Here is a 20,156-nt window from a genome sequence, read left to right on the forward strand (position 1 = left end):
CAGACCGTCGCCGACCACCCCGAGCGCGTCCAGGCGCTCCTCCTGGCCGACACCTTCCCCACCGCCGAGACCCCCGAGGGTCGCCAGAACAGACGAGCCGCCGCCACCAGGATCGAGCGACAAGGGATGAGCGACTACGCCGACGAGCTCCTCCCGAAGATGGTCTCCCCGCAAACTCGCGCGAAGAACCCCGAGGTCACCCAGCACGTCCTCACGATGATGCGCACGACGCCACCCGCCGGCGCCGCCGCGGCGCTTCGGGCCCGTGCGCTGCGCCCCGACTACCGGGTGACCCTCGAACAGGTCGACGTCCCCACTCTGGTGACAGTCGGCAGCGAAGACGAGTTCACCCCCGTGTCCGACGCCCAGCTCATGCGCGGGCTCGTGGCCGGTTCCGCACTGGCGGTGCTGGAAGGCGCGGGCCACCTGCCTAACCTGGAGTCCGCGGCCGGGTTCAACGACGTGTTCGGCCGGTTCCTGAACGCACTCCGGCCCCGGCCGGACCACCAGGCGGAAGAACGGTGACCCACCCCATGAAGACCGTATTCGTGACCGGCGCGAGTGCCGGGTTCGGTGCCGCGATCACGCGCCGGTTCGTGGCCGAGGGCTCGCGGGTCGTCGCCACGGCCCGCAGTGCCGACCGGCTCGCCGCGCTGACCTCGGAGCTCGGCGAGTCCGTGCTGCCCGTGGTGCTCGACGTGCGCGACAGCGACGCGATCGTCGCGGCCGTCGGCGCGCTGCCCGGCGACTGGGGCCGGATCGACGTGCTCGTGAACAACGCCGGCCTGGCCAAGGGCCTCGAGCCGGCGCAGGAGGCCAAGCTCGAGGACTGGGACCAGATGATCGAGACCAACGTGACCGGTCTCGTGCACCTCACCCGCGCGGTGCTGCCCGGCATGGTCGAGCGTGGCAGCGGCCACGTGATCAACATCGGCTCCATCGCCGGCACCTACCCCTACCCCGGCGGCAACGTCTACGGCGCGACCAAGGCGTTCGTCCACCAGTTCAGCCTCAACCTGCGCAGCGACCTGCGCGGCACCGGTGTGCGCGTGACCAACATCGAGCCCGGCATGGTCGGCGGCACGGAGTTCTCCAACGTCCGCTTCGGCGACGACGACAAGGCGGCAGGCGTCTACGCCGGCACCACCCCGCTCACGGCCGACGACATCGCCGAGTCCGTGTTCTGGGCCTCCGCGCAGCCGCCGCACGTGAACGTGAACGTCATCGAGATCATGCCGGTGGTGCAGAGCTTCTCGGCCCTGACCATCCACCGCGAGAGCTGAGCCTCGAAAATCTAGGGCGCGAATCGCTCCAGCCCGAACAGGTCGAACAGCGCCTGCTGGGCCGGGTCGCGGTCGGTGAGGATGCGGCGGCTGCGCGGCCGCCCGCCGGTGGACGGGTAGCGCAGCACCGTCTCGCCGATCCCGCATAGCTGATCGAGCAGCTCGCCCACGGACAGGTTCATCCCGTCGCGGTCGGCCTCGCGCCGCATGAGGTGCGTGACGGTGGCGGCGAGCACCGAGACCAGCGCGTGCACGGCGACGCGGTGCGGGGTCCACTCCCACCGCGGCGTCGGGCCGACCGCGGCGGGGCCGGTGAGCCAGCGGAACGTCGACTCCAGGTAGGTCCGCGCGCGGTAAGCGGTGACGATCTCGGCCACCGGCCAGTCGCGGTCGGTCACGAGGATCTGCTTGCCGAAGTACTCGTCCACCAGCCGCGCGACGGCCGCCTCGTCGACCCGGCGCGTCAGCCGGATCTCCCCCGGCCGGGTACCGGTGAGCGTCGCTTCCAGGACCCGGCCGACGCGGCGGCCGCGCGTGACCCGCGAGATCTCGGCGTGGACCTGCGTGCGGTCGCCGCGGTGGGTGCCGGCTTCCAGGGCCGCGGCCAGGCCGTCGAGCTCGCGGATCGCGGTGCTCAGCTCGTCGGTGAACGCGCGGTACTGCGCGGCGTACAGCGTGGCCGAGTGCGTGAGGATGACCCGGCGCCGCACGCCGTCGACGGTCGCGCGGGTGTCGATCGCGGTCAGCCCGGCGAAGCGTTCCGGGTCCACGCGCCGGCGGGCCGAAGCGGGCTGCGTGAGCAGGTCCGGGTGGTCGGCCGGCAGGACCGAGCCGACGAACCCGCGCCGCGCGCCGAGGTCGAGCTGCGCGGCCTGCCCGGCGTGGAAGACGAGCGTGACGTCCGTGGCCGGGTAGCGCTCGCCCAGCTCCCCCGCCAACGCGCCGAACGTCGGCGCCGCCCCGCTGTCCCTGCGGTACACCCGCGACGCGAGCGGGATCGCGCCGTCGCGCGTGACCACGAGGCCGAGTCCGGCCAGCGCATCCTGGCAGGCCGAGGGCACCGTGCAGTCGGCGGCGGTGAAGGCCGCGAACTGCGGGACGTCCACCGCGAGCGCGGAGGTGCCGTCGTCGCCGAGCAGGTCGAGCACGGCTTCGGCGACCGCCGTTTCGACGCCGGTGATGCGCTCCGGCGTCAGGCGCTGCAACGCCCGCCAGTGGGCCGCCGTGGTGACGGCGGCCTTCGGCGGACGCGGGCGCACGAGATCCTGCGCCGCGCAGCCGGCCCACCACTGTTCGAAGCTCACACCGGCGCCGGTCGCGCGGTGCAGCACGGCGAGCGCGACGTGGAACCCGAGCGTGGTCTTCGCGCGCTGCGGGCCCGCCACGGCGTCGACCCGACGGACGAGATCGAGGCGCTGGATCGTGCCCCACACGGCGGCCACATCACCGAACGTGCGGTGCCGCGCGCCGCCCGGTTCCGCGCCGCCGGGCAGCGCGCCGGCGATGTCCTCGGCCGTGCCGAGGTACCGCTGCGTCACCACCCGTGGCGCGCCGTCGACCCGCGCGGATTCGGCCAGGTAGTAGTACGTCCGGCCGCCGATGCGCTTCCCGATCACCGATGCCACACTTTAGGTAATACACGTTCCGCGGGTGATCGACAACCTTTCCACGCCTCTGACCAGCGCGGATGATCGTCTCTTCCGAACGGGTGAGCACGTGGCGGACAACGCACTGGCCCACCTCTGCGAGCTGGTCCTAGCGTGACGGGAATGGCACCCGAACCCGAGTTGACCGCCCCCACCCCGTCGGCGATGCGCCGCGCGCTCGCGCGGGCCAGGGACGGGAAGACGCTCGACCTCGCCGAGGCCACCGTGCTGCTGCACGCGCGCGGCGACGACCTCAAGACGCTGTCCGAGCACGCCTCCCGAATCCGCGACGCCGGCCTCGAAGCCGCCGGGCGCGCGGGCGTCATCACCTACAGCCGCAAGGTTTTCATCCCGCTGACGCGGCTGTGCCGCGACCGTTGCGGCTACTGCACCTTCGTGACCGTGCCGGGCCGGCTCGAGTCGCCGTTCCTCTCGCCCGACGAGGTCCTCGAGATCGCCCGCAAGGGCGCCGAGATGGGCTGTAAGGAAGCCCTGTTCACACTCGGCGACCGGCCCGAGGACCGCTGGACGGCGGCGCGCGACTGGCTCGACGCCCACGGCTACGACGACACGCTCTCCTACGTCCGCGCGATGGCCATCCGCGTGCTGGAGGAAACCGGCCTGCTGCCGCACCTGAACCCCGGCGTGCTGAGCTGGCAGGACTTCCAGCGGCTCAAGCCGGTGGCGCCGTCGATGGGCATGATGCTCGAGACCACGGCGACGCGGCTGTGGAGCGAGAAGGGCGGCCCGCACTACGGCTCGCCGGACAAGGATCCCGCCGTCCGGCTGCGCGTGCTGGAGGACGCAGGGCGCAGCTCCGTGCCGTTCACGACCGGCGTCCTGATCGGCATCGGCGAGACGCACGAGGAGCGGGCGGACGCGATGTTCGCCATCCGCAAGACCGCTCGCGAGTACGGCGGCATCCAGGAAGTCATCATCCAGAACTTCCGCGCGAAGCCGGACACGAAGATGCGTGCGACGCCCGACGCCGATCTCGAGGAGCTCGCGGCGAACATCGCCGTGGCGCGGCTCGTGCTCGGGCCGAAGATGCGCATCCAGGCGCCGCCGAACCTCATCGGCAACCAGTACGACCTGATGATCCGCGCCGGCATCGACGACTGGGGTGGCGTCTCGCCGCTGACCCCGGACCACGTGAACCCCGAGCGTGCGTGGCCGCAGATCGACCAGCTGGCCCGGCAGACGGAGAAGGCCGGCTTCACGCTGCGCGAGCGGCTGACCATCTACCCCGAGTTCGTGAACATCGGCGAGCCGTGGCTCGACCCGCGCGTGACGCGGCACGTGGCCGCGCTCGTCGACCCCGCGACGGGGCTGGCGCGCGAGGACGCGATGCCCGTCGGGATCCCGTGGCAGGAGCCGGACGGCGGCTGGCAGCAGTCGGGCCGCACCGACCTGCACACCGAGATCGACACCACCGGCCGCACCGACGACCGTCGAGGCGACTTCGACTCCGTCTACGGTGACTGGAAGGAAATCGGCCGCAAGATCAAGACGGGGCCGCAGAAGTTCGACACGGACATCCTGGAAGCCTTGCGCAGCGCGGAAAAGGACCCGGCGGGCCTGTCGGACGACGCCGCGCTGGCCCTGCTGCACGCGGACGGACCCGAGCTCGACGCCCTGGCGCGGATCGCCGACGACCTGCGGCGCGAGACGGTGGGCGACGACATCACGTTCGTGGTCACGCGAAACATCAACTTCACCAACGTCTGCTACACCGGCTGCCGCTTCTGCGCGTTCGCCCAGCGGCGCACCGACGCCGACGCGTACACGCTCTCGTTGGAGCAGGTCGGCGACCGCGTGGACGAGGCGTGGGCCGCGGGCGCGACCGAGATCTGCATGCAGGGCGGCATCCACCCGGATCTTCCCGGCACCGCGTACTTCGACCTCGCCGCCGAGGTCAAGCGCCGCCGGCCCGACATCCACCTCCACTCCTACAGCCCGATGGAGGTCGTGAACGGCGCGTCGCGCACCAACCTGTCCCTGCGCGACTGGCTGATCCGGGCCAAGGAGTCCGGTGTGGACTCCCTGCCGGGCACCGCCGCCGAAATCCTCGACGACGACGTGCGGTGGGTGCTCACCAAGGGCAAGCTGCCGACGTCGGCGTGGATCGAAGTCGTGACCACCGCGCACTCCGTGGGCCTCCCGACGACGTCGACGATGATGTACGGCCACGTCGACAACCCCAGCCACTGGGTCGCGCACCTGAAGCTCCTGGCGCGGTTGCAGCGCGAGGGCATGGAACGCAACGGCCGGCGCGGGTTCACCGAGTTCGTGCTGCTGCCCTTCATCCACCAGAGCGCGCCGATCTACCTCGCCGGCCTGGCTCGCCCCGGCACTTCCTTGCGGGAGAACCGCGCGGTCCACGCACTGGCACGGCTGCTCCTGCACGGCACGATCGACAACATCCAGAGCTCCTGGGTGAAGCTCGGCGAGGAAGGCAGCCGGGCGGTGCTGCAGGGCGGCGTCAACGACATCGGCGGCACGCTGATGGAAGAGACGATCTCCCGCATGGCAGGCGCGTCGAACGGCTCGTACAAGACGATCAGCGACATGCGCGCGATGGTCGAGCCGCTGGGCCGGCCGTTGCGCCAGCGGACGACGGGGTACGGAGTGCCGTCGGCTGAGCGCATTGCCGCCGCGGAGGCGTCGGACGGGGTGGCGACGGCGGTGCGGAAGCCGTTGTTGCCGTTGTTGACTTCCTGAGTTTCGGTGGTGCTGCGCCCCGGGCCGAGTTCGGTCCGGGGCGCATTCATGCGCACTGTCTCCACTCGATCGGGTGTAGACAACTGGCCTCGAGAGGGCCTGCGAGCCGGGAATTGTCGGTGGTCGCCGATAAACTGGACGTGGGACGCCCCCCTCGGGAGGGCGGGGTCTGTCCGGCGATTCCCGGGGCCGGGCACAGTCCCGGGTGGTCGAGAGCTAGGTTTCCTCGCCATGGGGATCTTCAAGGCGTTGCCGGTCGTTGTCGTGGCCCTCGCGGCCGTCGGGTGCGGTTCAGGGGAGCCGTCGGCGCCGGTCACCCAGGCGCCGGTGAGCTCGTCGCGAGTCGTGCCGCCGCCGGCGTTGGTGGTCTCCGCGGGGATCGTCGAGGCCGGGCTCGGGCATCGGGCGTCGGTGCTGACGCTGACCAACAACGACGCCGAAGCGCACACGCTGAATGGCTATCCCACCGTGCGGATCCTCGACGGAACCGGGAAGGCGCTGGATGTCCAGGTGCACCACGGGGTCTCGTACTTCTCGCCGGACCCCGGGCCGAAGCCGTTCACGTTGGCACCGCACGAAAAGCTGCTGAGCGTGGTGTCGTGGTCGGCCACGGTGACCTCGGGTGACACGACGACCGGCGCCGCGGTGGGCGTGGTCGCGGCGCCGGGTGAGGCCGAGCAGACCGTGCCGCTCGAGACCGACCTCGGGACGACCGGGGAGATCACCGTGACCGCCTGGATGAAGGACCTCCCGAAGTAGGCCTCAGCCGAGGATCCGCCGCAGCCACGGTGCCCGCGCCGCGCGGGCCTGCACCGAAAGCGCCGCGTCCGGGGCCGAGCCGTCGAAGCCGTGGTAGGCGCCGGGCCAGACGTGCAGCTCGGCCTGGACGCCGGCTTGCCACAGGCGCGTGGCGTAGGTGACGACCTCGTCGCGGAAGGTTTCGGCGGTGCCGACGTCCAGGAAGGCCGGCGGGAGGCCCGACAGGTCCGCGGCGCGGGCCGGGGCGGCGTAGGGCGAGACGTCGGGGCCGCCGCGGGCGGAGCCGAGCAGCGCGGTCCAGCCGATGTCGTTGGCGGTGCGGTCCCAGACGCCGAGGCCTGCCATCTGGAACGACGACGGGGTGTCGTTGCGGTCGTCGAGCATCGGGTAGAGCAGGAGCTGGCCGAGCAGCGCCGGGCCGCCGCGGTCGCGCGAGAGCAGGGCCACGGCGGCCGCCAAGCCGCCGCCCGCGCTGGCGCCGCCGACGACCACGCGAGCGGCGTCGATGCCCAGTGAACCGGCGTGCTCGACTGTCCACTTCAGACCCGTGTAGCAGTCTTCGACCGGCGCGGGATGCGGGTGTTCCGGGGCGACGCGGTAGTCGACCGAGACGAACGCGAGGCCGAGCGAAACCGCGTACTCCTTGAGCACCAGCAGATCACGGCCGCGGTGCCCGCCGAGGATCATGCCGCCGCCGTGCATCCAGTAGAGCACCGGAGCGTCGGCGGTCACGTGGGTCGGGCGGCCGATGACGAGCGGCACGCCGTCGGCGTCCACTTCGGACAGGGTGACAGTGCCGTCGGCCGCAACGTCGGCGAGCGAGAGCTCACGCGTGGCGCGCTCCTCGCGCAGGGCCGGGATCGCGGCGGCCGAGTCGAGCGCCGGCCGCTCGGCCCGCATCTGCTCCAGCACCACCTCGAGCTCGGGGTCGAACGGCAGCGGCGGCCCCACCTTCGGACGGGTCGCGGTCATCTCGGTACCTCCCAGGACGTCGTGGCTCTCGCCTGATCATCCTGGCCCGGCCGGGCCTCGCGCCACCTCCGCCAGGTGGCGGGAAATCCGTGAGCCGAACGAGCCATGACGTCGGATGTCGAAAATTTGCGTAAGTCCGTCCGACTATTGCGATTTCCTGTCGGTAATTCGTATGATCCAGCTCACACACTGTCCCCACCAGTGCACCCGACCCCGACGAAAGGCGAGTGCTGCTCCGTGTCTCCCCTAGGTGTCTTCAGCGCGCCCGAAAAACGACGACCCACCTCGAGAAAGATCGCCGCGCTCGGCAGCGCCGTGCTCGCGGCCGCCGGCCTCACCGCCCTGACCGTGATCGCGGCTCCCGGCAGCCCGGCGACAGCCACTCCGAACGCCGCCGTCGCCGGCCGCGGCGCGACCGTCCCGTTCATCGAGCAGGAAGCCGAGAACGCCGCCACCAACGGCACCGTGATCGGCCCCGACCGCACCGCCGGCACCCTTGCCGGCGAGGCTTCCGGCCGCAAGGCCGTCACCTTGACCGGCCAGGGCAAGTACGTCGAGTTCACCCTCAGCGCCCCGTCGAACTCGCTCGACTTCCGCTACAGCCTCCCCGACAGTGCCCAGGGCACCGGGATCAACGGCACGATCTCGGTCTACGTCAACGGCACCCACAACCGCGACCTGAACCTGACCTCCCGCTACGGCTGGTACTACGGCGGCTACCCCTTCAGCAACGACCCCGGCCAGGGCAAGGCGCACCACTTCTACGACGAGGTGCGCACGCTCTTCGGCACCAGCTACCCTGCCGGCACCAAGATCAAGCTGCAGATCGACGCCGGCGACGTCACCCCCGCGACGGTCGACCTCGCCGACTTCGAGCAGGTCGCCGCGCCCGCGACCAAACCGGCCAACGCCGTGAGTGTCACCGACTACGGCGCCACCGCCGGCGACACGAGCGACGACGCGGGTGCGTTCGACGCCGCCGCGGCCGCCGCGAAGAGCCAGGGCAAGCAGGTCTGGATCCCGGCGGGCTCGTTCACGCTCAACCACCACATCACCGTCGACCAGGTGACGATCCGGGGCGCCGGACCGTGGTACTCCGAGCTGCACGGCGCCCGCGCGGGCATCTTCGGCAAGGGCGAGCCGGCCAGCTGCTCCACCCCGACGTACCCCGGCAACGCGGCGGTGCCCGGGAGCAGCACGAACGTCGGGCTCTATGACTTCGCGATCATCGGCGACGTCCAGGCCCGGGTCGACTGCGACCAGTCCAACGCCATCGGCGGCGCGCTCGGCGGCGGTTCGGTCGTGCAGAACCTGTGGCTGCAGCACACGAAGGTCGGGCTCTGGCTCGACGGGCCGTTCGACGGGCTCACCGTGCGCGGCAACCGGATCCTCGACCAGACGGCCGACGGCCTCAACCTGCACCAAGGCATCAGCAACACGCTGGTGACGAACAACTTCCTGCGCAACACCGACGACGACGGCCTCGCCATGTGGGCCGAGCACGACGCCGACCACCACAACACGTTCTCGTTCAACACGGTGCTGCTGCCGATCCTCGCGAACAACATCGCGATCTACGGCGGCCACGACAACACCGTGTCCGACAACGTGGTGGCCGACAACCAGGACCAGGGCGGCGGCATCCACGTGGCCAACCGGTTCAGCGCCGTGCCGCTCTCGGGGACCACCACCGTCACGCGCAACACCGCGATCCGCACCGGCGTGCTCGACTCCAACTGGCAGTTCGGCGTCGGCGCGCTGTGGTTCGACGGTCGCGACTCGGCCATCACCGGCCGCATCGACGTGGTGGACAACGACCTGCTGGACAACAACTACGAGGGCGTGCAGTTCATCGACGGCGCCACCACCGACGTGCACTTCGACGGCCTGCGGATCACCGGCGCAGGCACGTTCGCGTGGCAGCTGCAGTCCAAACCGAGCGGTACGGTCAAGAACGTCGTCGCGACGAACGTCGGCCGCGCGGGCGTCTACAACTGCATGGGCCCGGACGCGCTGACGGGCCTGGCCGACCAGGGCGGCAACTCGGGCTGGACCACGACGTTCTGCGGTTCGTGGCCGACGCCGGTCTACAACGGCGGCACGACTCCCCCGACGACGCCGACCACACCGACGACACCGACGACGCCCACGCAGCCGCCGACCGGAAACCTGGCGCTGCACAAGGCAACCACGGCCAGCGGCTCCCAGGCCGGCTTCCCGCCGGCCAACGCCGCGGACGGCAATGCGAGCAGCTACTGGGAAAGCAGCAACAACGCGTTCCCGCAGACGCTGACCGTCGACCTCGGCAGCGCCCTGAATGTCAGCCGGCTCGTGCTGAAGCTGCCGCCTTCCAACGACTGGGGCGCCCGCACCCAGACGCTCACCGTGCAGGGCTCCACCAACGGCTCGTCGTTCAGCACGCTCAAGTCCGAGGCCGGCTACCGCTTCGACCCGGCGAGCGGCAACACCGCCATCGTCTCACTGAGCCCCACGAGCACGCGCTACCTGCGGCTGAGCTTCGCCGGCAACACCGGCTGGCCCGCCGGGCAGCTCTCCGAGCTCGAGGCCTACGCGTCCTGATCTTCTCCGGAAAATCCCCAGAAAGGACAAAGATGTCCCCCACCTCAGCACGACCCAGGGCAGCCTTGCTGGCCGCGGCGCTGGTGTCCTCCGGGCTGACCGTGTTCGCGGTCGGCTCGGGCACCCCCGCCGCGGCGGCGACCTGCCCGGCCACGGCGTCCGGCGGTGCGAGCGTTCCGTTCCGGATCGTCGAGGCCGAATGCAGCGCCACCAACGGATCCGCCGTCGGCCCCGACTACACGCAGGCCACGGTGGCCTCCGAGGCGTCCGGCCGCCAGGCCGTGCGGCTCGGGCAGGGCCAGTACGTGGAGTTCACGCTGCCGGCCGCGGCCAACTCGGTCAACGTCCACTACAACCTGCCCGACGGCAGCTCCGGCCGGATGTCGGTGTACGTCAACGGGACCAAGCTCGGCAGCGGGCTTTCCGTGACGTCGCAATACACCTACACCGACACCCCCGGCATCCCGGGCGCGAAGACCCACCACTTCTTCGACGACGCCCGTCTGCTGTTCGGCCAGAACGCCGCCGCGGGCGCGAAGGTCAAGGTGCAGCTGGACTCCGGCGACGTCGGGCAGGCCACGATCGACCTCGCCGACTTCGAGCAGGTCGGGGGCGCCGGCGCGCAACCGGCCGGCTCGCTGTCGGTCACCGACTACGGCGCCACGGCCAACGACGCCGGCGACGACACGCAAGCTTTCCGCAACGCCTTGCAAGCCGCCCGGCAGCAGGGCAAGGAAGTGTGGGTGCCGAGCGGCCGGTTCGAGATCGGGTCGGCGCTGCAGATCGACCAGACCACCGTGCGCGGCGCCGGGCAGTGGTACACCGTGCTGCACGGCAACAACATCTTCAACAACGGCAGCGCTTCCGGGAACATCAAGCTCTACGACTTCGCCGTGTTCGGCTCGGTCTCCGAGCGCAACGACTCCAGCCCGGACAACGCGTTCCACGGCGTGCTCGGCAATGGCTCGGTCGTCTCGGGGCTGTGGATCCAGGACACCAAGTGCGGCCTGTGGCTGATGAACGGCGCGTCCTCGAACCTCACGATCGAGGACAACCGCATCCTCGACACGCAGGCCGACGGCGTGAACTTCGACGGCGCCGTGACCAACTCCGCCATCCGCAACAACTACCTGCGCAACAACGGTGACGACGCGCTCGCGCTGTGGTCCAACGGCCAGGCCGACGCCGGCATCACCATCGCGAACAACACCGTGGTGCAGCCGAACCTGGCCAACGGCATCGCCCTCTACGGCGGCTCGAACAACACCGTCAGCGGCAACCTCATCCAGGACACCAACGCCCTCGGCGGCGGCTACCTCGTGGCCAACCGGTTCAACTCGGTGCCGCTCTCGGGCACGGTCACGCTGACGAACAACACCGCGCTGCGGGCCGGGGCACTCGACCCCAACTGGCAGTTCGGCGTCGGCGCGCTGTGGTTCGACGCCCGTGACCAGGCCATTTCCGGCGTGACCATCCGCGTCAACGGCTTCACGGCCATCGACAGCCCGTACGAGGCCATCCAGTTCATCGACGGCAACGGCGCGGGCAAGCAGGTCAGCGGCATCACGATCGACGGCGTGACCGTGCGCGGCGCGGGCACGTTCGTCGCACAGTCGCAGACGCAGGGCACGGTGTCGATCAGCAACCTGACGGCGTCGGGTGTCGGCGTGGTCGGCACGTACAACTGCCCCTACCCGAGCTCGATCCCGAAGATGACCTTCACCGGTTCGGGCAACAGTGGCTGGACCGGCACCTGGAACGACTGCGCCGGCTGGCCCGCGCCGAACTCCGGCCCGCCGCAGCCGCCGCAGTCGGGCGCGAACATCGCGCGCGGCAAGGCAATCACGGCGAGCGGCTCGCAGGGCGGCTTCCCGCCGGGCAATGCCGTGGACGGCAACGCGAGCTCCTACTGGGAGAGCACGAACAACGCGTTCCCGCAGACGCTGACCGTCGACCTCGGTGACCCGGCGGCGATCAACAAGGTGACGCTGAAGCTGCCGCCCTCGGGCGACTGGGGCGCCCGCACCCAGACGCTCACCGTGCAGGGCAGCACCGATGGCGGCTCGTGGACGACGCTGGTCGCCTCGCGCGGCTGGAACTTCAGCCCGTCGTCCGGCAACACCGCGTCGGCGAGTTTCGGCACGACGACGCAGCGCTTCGTGCGCGTGACGATCACCGGCAACACCGGCTGGCCGGCCGGGCAGGTCTCGGAACTGGAGGTGGCCGCGGCGTGATCTGACGGAGAAGGGCTCCCCGGCCGGCGGTGCCGACGGCAGGGGAGCCCTTCCTGTCACACCGCGGGAGCCGGTTCCAGCTCGGCGACCTCGGCCGTCCGCCGAGCCCGCCGTCCCAGGTAGAGGATCAGCACCGCGCACCCCAGCATCGGCCCGGACAACGCCAGGAAGATCGCCGCCGGGGACCAGGAGGCGGCCACCGCGGCGCCGACGACGAGCGGGCCGAGGATCCCGCCGAGGCGGCCGATGCCCAGCGCCCAGCCGACGCCCGTCGAGCGGATGTTGACCGGGTAGACCACGGCGGCCAGCGCGATCAGCGCCTTCTGGCCACCGCTGACCCCGCAGCCGACGAGGAACATCGCCGCCAGGAGGATCCACACCGGCGCGTGGAACGCCGGCCCGGTCACCGCGAGGAACACCGCGCCCACCACGAACAACGCACCCAGCGAACCGAACGCGCCCAGGCGGTCCATCGCCGGCCCCACGACGAGCGCGACGACGATGCCGCCGACGGTCGTGAGGCTCGTGGCCGTGACCACCGTGCCGTTCGCGAAACCGAGGTTCGTGAGCATCGTCGGCAACCAGCTCTGCAGCGCATAGAACTCGCCGAGGTTGACGGCGAAGACCACCCACAGCAGCACTGTGCTCAGCACCCCGCCGTTGGCCAGCAGCGCCTTCAGCTTCACGCGGCCACCGGCTTCGGCCACGTCGACGCTCACCGGCTGTGTCTCCGCGGGCAACGCCGGGTCGATGCGGCGGCACAGCCGGTACGCGCGTTCGGAGTTCGCGCCGCGGCCCACCAGGAACACGAGCGACTCCGGCAGGAACTTCAGCATCAGCGGGATGATCACCAGCGGCGCCAGCGCACCCACGAGGAACACCGAACGCCAGCCGGCCGTCGGCACGAGCCAGCCCGACACCACCCCGGCCACGACGAACCCGAGCGAGAATCCACAGTAGATCGCCAGGACGAAGCTCGCCCGCAGGCGTTTCGGGGTGTACTCGGCGGTGAGCGCGACCGCGCTGGGCGCCGCCGCGCCGAGACCGATGCCCGTGATGAGCCGCAGCACCACGAGCTCGGCCACGCCGCCGACCCAGACGGACACGAGGCTCGTCAGCGCGAACAACGCCGTGCCCGCGATCACGAGCCGCCGGTGGCCGAAGCGGTCGGACAGCGGCGAAAGCACGAGGTAGCCGATCATCAGGCCGACCAGGGCCGAGGAGAAGATCGGGCCGAGCACCGCGACCTTCAGCCCCCAATCTTTGGCGATGTGCGGAGCGAGGTAGTTGATGGCCTGCGTGTCGAAGCCGTCGAAGAACATCACGAGCCCGCACAGCACCACCGTGCCGTACTGGAACGGGCTGACGCGCTTGCCGTCGACGAACCCGGTCAGGCGGACGCCCGCCGTCACCGGGTGCCGGCCAGCAGGTCGGCCACTTCACGCGGGTGCGTCAGCGGGGCCAGGTGCGGGGCGTCGAGGCGCACGACGTGGTCGGCGCCCGCGGCCATCTTCTCCTGGTCCACGGGGAAAATCGCCTCGTCGCGCTCGCACACGACGTAGGTGACCGGGTGCGTGCGCTCGGGTTCGGTGGCCGGCTGGGTGAAGGTGACGGCCGCGTGCGCGCGGCGCTGCCCGTGGACGCCGGCGAACGCGGCTTCGTCGAGGTCGGGGGCGAGCACCTTGCGGGCCAACTCGTGGTCGTCGGTGACGTGCAGCGTGCCGTCTTCGCGGGGGACGATCCACTCCTCCGGGTGCGGAGAGCGGATGTCGAGCAGGTTCTCACCGCGGCGCGGGCGGAACGCGGACAGGAAGACGCTGTGACGCACGCGCGGGTGGTCGGAGAGCTCGCCGACGACGATGCCGCCGTAGGAATGCCCGACCAGCACGACGTCACGGCCGAGGCCGTCGACGAGGTCACGCACGTGGGCGACGTCCGTAGACACGTCGCCGAACGCCGCCGGGTCCGGGCCCCCGCTGGGCAGCTGCTCCACGACGTGCACCTCGTGGCCCTGCTCACGCAGCGCGTCGGCCACTTCCCGCCAGCTCCAGCCGGCGTACCAGGCGCCGTGGACGAGCACGAAGTCCATGGGATTCTCCTTTGAATCGTGGTGGGGTCTGACGGAAACGCAGTACGGAAACGCAGTACGGAAAGCGGTCAGGCGGGAATGCGGGGCTCGGCGGCGGGCACGAACGAGTCGGCCAGGAAGCTCTCGGCCGGCAGCCCGCCGCGGCCGGTGAGCAGGTCGTGGGCGTCGGTGGTCATCGCTTCGCTGCCGCACGCGTACGTGCGGTGGCCGGTCAGCTCCGGGTGGTCGGCGAGCGCGGTGTGCTGGACGTGGCCGGTGGCGCCGGACCAGCTCTTGCCCGGGCGGGAAAGCACCGGCGTGTAGTCGAACCAGCTGTGCCGGGCCGCCCAGCGCTCCGGGAGCTCGGCCAGGTAGAGGTCCGCCTCCGTGCGCGCGCCCCAGTAGAGGTGGACGGGCCGGGTGCTGCGGCGGGCGATGAGGTCGAGCACGATCGACTGGATCGGCGCGAAGCCGGTGCCCGTGGCGAGCAGCAGAATGGGTCCGGCGCCGTCGTCGAGCACGAACTCGCCGAACGGCGTTTCGACGTCGAGCGTGTCGCCGGGCCTCAGTGCCCCCACCGTGTGCTCGGAGAAGCGTCCGCCCCGTTCGGTGCGGACGTGCAGCTGCACCGCGTCGTTGTGGTGCGGCGGGTTCGCGAGCGAGTACGGGCGCGGTTCGTCGTCCGGCAGCTGCACTTCCAGGAACTGCCCGGCGCGGAACGGCGCGCGCCGCCCGATCGGGAACCGCAGGTCGAGCACGGTGACGCGGGGCGCGGGACGGCGGATGCGGTGCACCACCGTGGTGAGCTTCTTGCGCCGCGGCGGCTCGCTGCGTTCGATGCGGCGCGGCCGGACCACGACCGGGCCTTGTGGTTCGGCGCGGCAGAGCAGCACGCCGTCGGCCGGCCCCGTCAGCTCACCGCGGCCGCGCACCACCACCGAACCCGCGACGAGCGAGCCGGTGCACGACGTACAGACCCCCTTGCGGCACGAGTACGGGATCGCCCAGCCCGCGTTCTCGGCGGCTTCGAGCACGGTTTGCCCGTCGTCGCACGGGATCTCGACGTCCGTGTCCGCCACGGTGATCATGCGGTGGTCTCCTTCGTTCGTCCGAACAGGCCCAGCGCGCGCACCACGGCCGTCGGGTCCGCGACACCGCGCCCGGCGATGTCGAACGCCGTGCCGTGGCCGACGCTGCAGAACGGCACGCCGGCGCCCACGGTCAACGCGGTCGAGGTGCGGCCGGCGAGCAGCTTGACCGGAATGTGGCCCTGGTCGTGGTACAGCGCGACGAACCCGTCGTGGCCCGGGGTGGTGAGCGCCACGTCGGCGCCGGTCGGGCCGACGGCGTCGATGCCTTGCGCGACAAGGGAAGCCACGGCCGGCGCGGTGACGCCCTCGTCGTCGGTGCCGAACAGGCCGCCTTCGCCCGCGTGCGGGTTGATGCCGAAGACACCGATGCGCGGGACGGCGACGCCGAACGTCCGCAGGGCTTCCCACAGCGCTTTCCCGGCAGCGGTGACGAGCTCCGGGGTGAGCCGGGCGAGTGCGTTGGCGAGGCCTTCGTGCAGGGTCGCGTGCACGATGTTCAGGCCACCGCCCGACAGCAGCAGGAACACGCGGTCCTCGGGCACGCCGGTGAGCCGCGCGATCAGCGGCGGGTAGCCGCGGAACGGAATGCCCGCGGCGTGTACGGCCGTCTCCGAATGCGGGCAGGCGACCACGCCGCGGTAGCCGCCGCCGAGGGCGAGCGTGACGGCGGTGCTGACGTACCGGATCGTCGCCGCGCCCGCCTCGGCGCTGAGCACGCCCGGGCGGAACTCGTCCGGCGGCAGGTGCCCGACGTCCACGAGGTCGAGCAGACCGTCCTCCGCCGGGGCGCCGGGCGCGTGCTCACGCAGCCGGAAACCCTTCGCGGCGGCCAGATCCGCGAGAACATGATGGTCGCCCACCAGCACCGGCGGGTCCTCGGCCTGCGTGGCGGCCGCGACCGCGATCTCGGGCCCGATGCCGTTGGGGTCGCCGATGGCCAGCAGCACCCGGCTCACAGCGGCAGCGCCAGGAGCGTGTCGATCTCCTTGCTGTCGCACACGACCACGCGTTCGCGCAGCAGAGCCTGATCGCCCTCGACGCGGTAGCGGTCGACATAACGACCGCTGGCGAACAGGTCGGTCGGCCCGCCGCCGGTCACGCGCAGCACGAAAAACGGCGTCTCGCTCTCGACGTCACCACCGGACTCGGTGAGGATCGCGGGCTGGCCGAGCATGTGGCGGTACACGTGCGGCTCGTAGATGTTGGCTTCCTTCAGCGCCGACACGCGGTCGGTCAGCATGCCGCGGGTGTCGGCCCAGATCAGGCCGGCGGGCAGGCCGCGGGCGTAGTTGTCGGCTGTCGTCACGCGGTAGTGGCAGTCTTCGGTGAAGAACGTGGGCCAGTCCTCGAGCGGCCCGTCGTCGATGCAGCGGGCGTAGTGCGCCTGGGCACGGGCGATGGCGACCTGGTTGTCCATCAGGCACGCACCACCCGGGTGCGTTCGTGCTTGCCGATCTCGGGCAACGGCGCGTCGTCGTCGGGCACGAAACCCATCGACTGGCGGTAGGCCAGCCAGAACCCGCGGACCGACGCCTCCGTGACCCGGCTTTCGCTCGACTCCGCGGTGTCGCCGCCCATCTGCAGGGTGGCGTACTCGTCGGACGCACCGGCGATGCCGCGCTGCACGAAGCCGCCGATGCCACCGTCCTCCATGGACACGTAGCCGGCGGGACCGACCAGATTGGACTGTTTCATCCGGACGAGCCGCTGCTCCTCGGTGTCGGACTCGAAGCCGAGGTAGGTCCAGTTGAGCAGCGTGTCGTCGGTGCCACGCGGGAGAATCTGACGCACGGCCACGGAGTTCTGGATCTGCTGCAGCACGAACCCCGGGTAGACGGACAGGATCTGCAGCGTCACGTCGTCGCCGACCTCGCTGAAGCCCTGCAGCAGCGACGGGTCGGCCAGGCGGTATTCGGACTCGGACCGGATGTTCTGATCGCGGTACTCGGTGGTCTCGGTGGCGCTGCGGTCGATGGCCGAGTAGCTCACGTGGTGGCCACCGGACTCGTCGACGATGATCGCGCCCCGCTGCGAGAGGCGGTTGATCCCGAACGTCGTGAAGAACAAGTGCAGGATGCTGGCGTGGTAGGAGTCGCGGACGTTCTCCGCGTACAGCTTCCAGTTGTTCGGCAGCCGCTGCGCGAACCGGCCGAGCACCACGGGCTTGCGGCCGCCGAGCACGCGGTCGATGCGGTCGAGGATCTCCTCGCCCAGGTACTCCTCGATGTCGGGCAGGTCGTTGGACAGCGTGCCGAACACCAGACCGTGGACCACGGCGATGCGCAGCTTGCGCGGCCCGTGGTCGGACAGGCAGAAGCTCGGCGGCATCCCGCCCTTGCCGCCCACGCCCTCGGCGAACGCGACAGCCGTGAGATCGCCCTGCAGGTTGTAGGTCCAGGCGTGGTAAACGCAGGTGAAGTCGCGGGCCTTGCCGTGGTCGGCCATCGCGATCAGCGCGCCGCGGTGGGCGCAGCGGTTCTCGAACGCGTACACCTCGCCGTCGACGTCGCGCGTCACCAGCACCGGCTGCTCGCCGATGAAGGTCGCGCAGAAGTCGCCGGGCTCGGCCAGCTCGGCCTCGAGGCACAGGTAGCTCCAGTGCGGACCGTGGAAGATCCGGTCCTGCTCGGCGCGGTACACCGCCTCGTCCTGGAAAACCCAGTACGGCACCCGGGTCAGCGACCGCGGCCAGCTGCGGTCGGGTGCGCGGCCCGCAGTGGTCCCCGTGAGGCGATCCATCGTCGGTTCCTCCTCGCCCGGGGTGCCGCTCGACAGCTCGCGGCACCCCTGATAGTGTTCGAATAACGAACGCAGTTTCACTTGCCGAACACATTGAAGGCAAGCGAGGGCCTGCCGTCAAGACCCATCTCCGGGGAGAGCCGTGCCCGCAGCCGAAGGAATGGCCGGTTTGGCCAAGGGATTGGCGATCCTGGAGCTGTTCGGCGAGGCGTCTCCGAAGCTCGCGATCAGCGACGCGGCGCGCCTCACCGGCCTCAACCGCGCCGTGGCCCGCCGCTGCCTGCTCACGCTCGTCGACCTCGGATACCTCACCCACGACGGCAAGCACTTCCTGCCCACCCCGCGCCTGTTACGCCTGGGCGACGCGTACGTCGAGTCGACAGCGCTGCCGCAGCTCGCGCAGCCACACCTGGCGGCGGTGCGCGAGCACGTGCAGGAGTCGGCATCGCTGGCGGTGCTGCAGAACGACGAGGCGCTGTTCATCGCGCGCAGCGAGGTGAAGCGGATCGTCAACACGGGCGTGCGCATCGGCGCGAGCGTGCCGGCGTACGCGTCGGCGACCGGGCACGTGCTCCTTTCCGCACTGTCCACGGAGGACTTGACGGCCTATCTCGACCGGTCCGAACTCCACCCCAGGACCCCGAAAACACCGGTGACCCCCGACGAGATCCGCCGTCGGGTGGACCTCGTACGAGAGGAAGGCGCGGCGTTCACCGACGAGGAGCTGGAATACGGCCTGCGCTCGCTCGCCGTACCCGTGCTCGACTCGCGCGGCCGTACCGTCGCCGCGATGTCGGTGAGCGCCACCGCCGGCCGCATCTCGATGGACCAGCTGCGCGACGAGTTCCTGCCGGTACTGCTCGACCAGGCGGAGCAGCTGGGGCGCAAGCTGTAACCGGTGGCTCAGCGTGTCAGCACCCTCGCGCCGTGAAGTCGAGATTTTGCGAGCCGTTGCAGTAAAGTTTCAGCCATGACGCGTCGACTTGCCGAAGTGGCCCGACAGGTGGGGGTCAGCGAAGCCACGGTCAGCCGGGTGCTCAACGGCCGGCCCGGGGTTTCCGCGAGTACCCGGGCCGCCGTTCTCACCGCGCTGGACGTGATGGGCTACGAACGCCCCACCCAGCTGCGCGGGGAACGGGCCCGCCTGGTGGGGCTCGTGCTGCCCGAGCTGCAGAATCCGATCTTCCCCGCGCTGGCCGAGATCATGGGCAACGCGCTGGCCCAGCAGGGGTTCACGCCCGTGCTGTGCACGCGCACCGCCGGCGGGGTGTCCGAAGCCGAGTACGTGGAGCTGCTCCTGCAGCAGCAGGTGTCCGGGGTGGTGTTCGCCGGCGGGCTGTTCGCCCAGGCCGACGCCGTGCACACGCACTACCACCACCTCGTGGAACGCAAGCTGCCCACGGTGCTGATCAACGCCGCCGTCGACCACCTCGGGCTGCCGCAGGTCTCGTGCGACGACGCGGTGGCCGTGGAGCAGGTCGTGGGGCACCTGAGCTCACTCGGCCACGAGAAGATCGGCCTGGTCCTGGGCCCGGCCGACCACGTGCCGTCGCAGCGCAAGCTCGCGGCTTTCCGCTCGTACGCGGCGAAACTCGGCCTGCCCGTGCTCGACGAGCTGGTGGAGCACGGCATGTTCTCCATCGAGGGCGGGCACGCCGCGGCCGCGCGCCTGTACCCGCGCGGGGCCACCGCCGTGCTGTGCGCGAGCGACCTTCTGGCCCTCGGCGCGATCCGCGCCGCGCGGCGGCAAGGCCTCTCGGTGCCGGACGACATCTCCGTGGTCGGCTACGACGACTCCGCGCTCATGAACTGCACCGACCCGCCGCTCACGACCACGCGCCAGCCGATCGAGGCGATGGGCCGCGCCGTGGTGGAGCTGCTCGTGAAGCGGATCAACGGCGGCGAGGTCGCGGCCGAGGAACTGCTGTTCGCTCCCGAGCTCGTGGTGAGGGGGTCGACCGCGCGGCACCGGGCGTGATCACGTCCTGTTCGTAACTTGCAAATCCTCGTCGGGTTATTGCGGCGTTCTGGTCTCACACTTTAGAGTGACGGCCATCACGACA

16 protein-coding genes (1 of these 16 running past the window's edge) are annotated in these 20,156 nt (G+C 70.8%); 8 read left to right on the plus strand and 8 right to left on the minus strand.

All coding sequences use genetic code 11. From position 1 onward, the window contains the following. Positions 1-525, plus strand: partial view of an alpha/beta fold hydrolase gene (locus K1T34_RS04580; RefSeq protein WP_220243042.1) — the 3' portion only. It extends 306 nt beyond the left edge of the window; only the last 525 of its 831 coding nucleotides appear in the window; its start codon lies beyond the left edge, outside the window; its stop codon occupies positions 523-525. Between the two features lie 8 nt (positions 526-533). Further along, positions 534-1,283: an SDR family oxidoreductase gene (locus K1T34_RS04585; protein ID WP_220243043.1), complete on the plus strand. Its 750-nt coding sequence runs from the start codon at positions 534-536 to the stop codon at positions 1,281-1,283. 11 nt (positions 1,284-1,294) lie between these two features. On the opposite strand, the gene K1T34_RS04590 is transcribed toward K1T34_RS04585, so the two are convergent. Then, the gene (locus K1T34_RS04590) at positions 1,295-2,899 is read right to left on the minus strand and encodes a transposase (protein ID WP_220243044.1); all 1,605 of its coding nucleotides are present in this window, start codon (positions 2,897-2,899) and stop codon (positions 1,295-1,297) included. Positions 2,900-3,052: 153 nt separating this feature from the next. Between K1T34_RS04590 and K1T34_RS04595 the strand changes: the two genes are divergently transcribed. Then, a complete protein-coding gene (locus tag K1T34_RS04595; protein WP_220243045.1) occupies positions 3,053-5,650 on the plus strand; it encodes a bifunctional FO biosynthesis protein CofGH in 2,598 nt (865 codons plus the stop codon). A gap of 231 nt (positions 5,651-5,881) precedes the next feature. Continuing rightward, the gene (locus K1T34_RS04600) at positions 5,882-6,409 is read left to right on the plus strand and encodes a DUF4232 domain-containing protein (RefSeq protein ID WP_220243046.1); all 528 of its coding nucleotides are present in this window, start codon (positions 5,882-5,884) and stop codon (positions 6,407-6,409) included. Positions 6,410-6,412: 3 nt separating this feature from the next. On the opposite strand, the gene K1T34_RS04605 is transcribed toward K1T34_RS04600, so the two are convergent. Continuing rightward, complete coding sequence (locus K1T34_RS04605) at positions 6,413-7,381, minus strand: alpha/beta hydrolase (RefSeq protein WP_220243047.1); 969 nt, start codon at positions 7,379-7,381, stop codon at positions 6,413-6,415. A 237-nt stretch (positions 7,382-7,618) separates the two neighbouring features. Between K1T34_RS04605 and K1T34_RS04610 the strand changes: the two genes are divergently transcribed. Further along, entirely contained in the window at positions 7,619-9,961 is a 2,343-nt protein-coding gene (locus tag K1T34_RS04610; RefSeq protein ID WP_370643625.1) for a discoidin domain-containing protein, read from the plus strand. Between the two features lie 32 nt (positions 9,962-9,993). Further along, positions 9,994-12,195, plus strand: a complete 2,202-nt coding sequence (locus K1T34_RS04615) for a discoidin domain-containing protein (RefSeq protein ID WP_220243048.1) — start codon at positions 9,994-9,996, stop codon at positions 12,193-12,195. 56 nt (positions 12,196-12,251) lie between these two features. On the opposite strand, the gene K1T34_RS04620 is transcribed toward K1T34_RS04615, so the two are convergent. From K1T34_RS04620 to K1T34_RS04645, 6 genes are all read right to left on the minus strand, one after another. After that, positions 12,252-13,607 (minus strand): MFS transporter, encoded by a 1,356-nt coding sequence (locus tag K1T34_RS04620; RefSeq protein WP_220243049.1) that lies wholly within the window; start codon positions 13,605-13,607, stop codon positions 12,252-12,254. Next, the gene (locus K1T34_RS04625; RefSeq protein ID WP_220243050.1) at positions 13,604-14,284 is read right to left on the minus strand and encodes an alpha/beta fold hydrolase; all 681 of its coding nucleotides are present in this window, start codon (positions 14,282-14,284) and stop codon (positions 13,604-13,606) included. Before K1T34_RS04625 ends, K1T34_RS04620 begins: the two co-directional genes overlap by 4 nt. Before the next feature lie 68 nt (positions 14,285-14,352). After that, positions 14,353-15,351 carry a 2Fe-2S iron-sulfur cluster-binding protein gene (locus K1T34_RS04630; RefSeq protein WP_220243051.1) on the minus strand — a complete coding sequence of 333 codons (999 nt, stop codon included), beginning with the start codon at positions 15,349-15,351 and terminating at the stop codon, positions 14,353-14,355. Next, entirely contained in the window at positions 15,348-16,310 is a 963-nt protein-coding gene (locus K1T34_RS04635; RefSeq protein ID WP_220243052.1) for a PdxA family protein, read from the minus strand. Before K1T34_RS04635 ends, K1T34_RS04630 begins: the two co-directional genes overlap by 4 nt. After that, positions 16,307-16,771: an aromatic-ring-hydroxylating dioxygenase subunit beta gene (locus K1T34_RS04640; protein WP_220243053.1), complete on the minus strand. Its 465-nt coding sequence runs from the start codon at positions 16,769-16,771 to the stop codon at positions 16,307-16,309. The genes K1T34_RS04635 and K1T34_RS04640 overlap by 4 nt, the downstream gene beginning before the upstream one ends. After that, entirely contained in the window at positions 16,771-18,093 is a 1,323-nt protein-coding gene (locus K1T34_RS04645) for an aromatic ring-hydroxylating dioxygenase subunit alpha (RefSeq protein ID WP_220243054.1), read from the minus strand. The genes K1T34_RS04640 and K1T34_RS04645 overlap by 1 nt, the downstream gene beginning before the upstream one ends. 142 nt (positions 18,094-18,235) lie before the next feature. Here K1T34_RS04645 and K1T34_RS04650 point away from each other — a divergent pair, with 142 nt between their 5' ends. Beyond that, complete coding sequence (locus K1T34_RS04650) at positions 18,236-18,988, plus strand: IclR family transcriptional regulator C-terminal domain-containing protein (RefSeq protein WP_220243055.1); 753 nt, start codon at positions 18,236-18,238, stop codon at positions 18,986-18,988. Positions 18,989-19,063: 75 nt separating this feature from the next. Next, positions 19,064-20,071 carry a LacI family DNA-binding transcriptional regulator gene (locus K1T34_RS04655; protein ID WP_220243056.1) on the plus strand — a complete coding sequence of 336 codons (1,008 nt, stop codon included), beginning with the start codon at positions 19,064-19,066 and terminating at the stop codon, positions 20,069-20,071. Positions 20,072-20,156: the final 85 nt, after the last annotated feature.

Source organism: Amycolatopsis sp. DSM 110486 (assembly GCF_019468465.1).
Lineage (GTDB): Bacteria > Actinomycetota > Actinomycetes > Mycobacteriales > Pseudonocardiaceae > Amycolatopsis.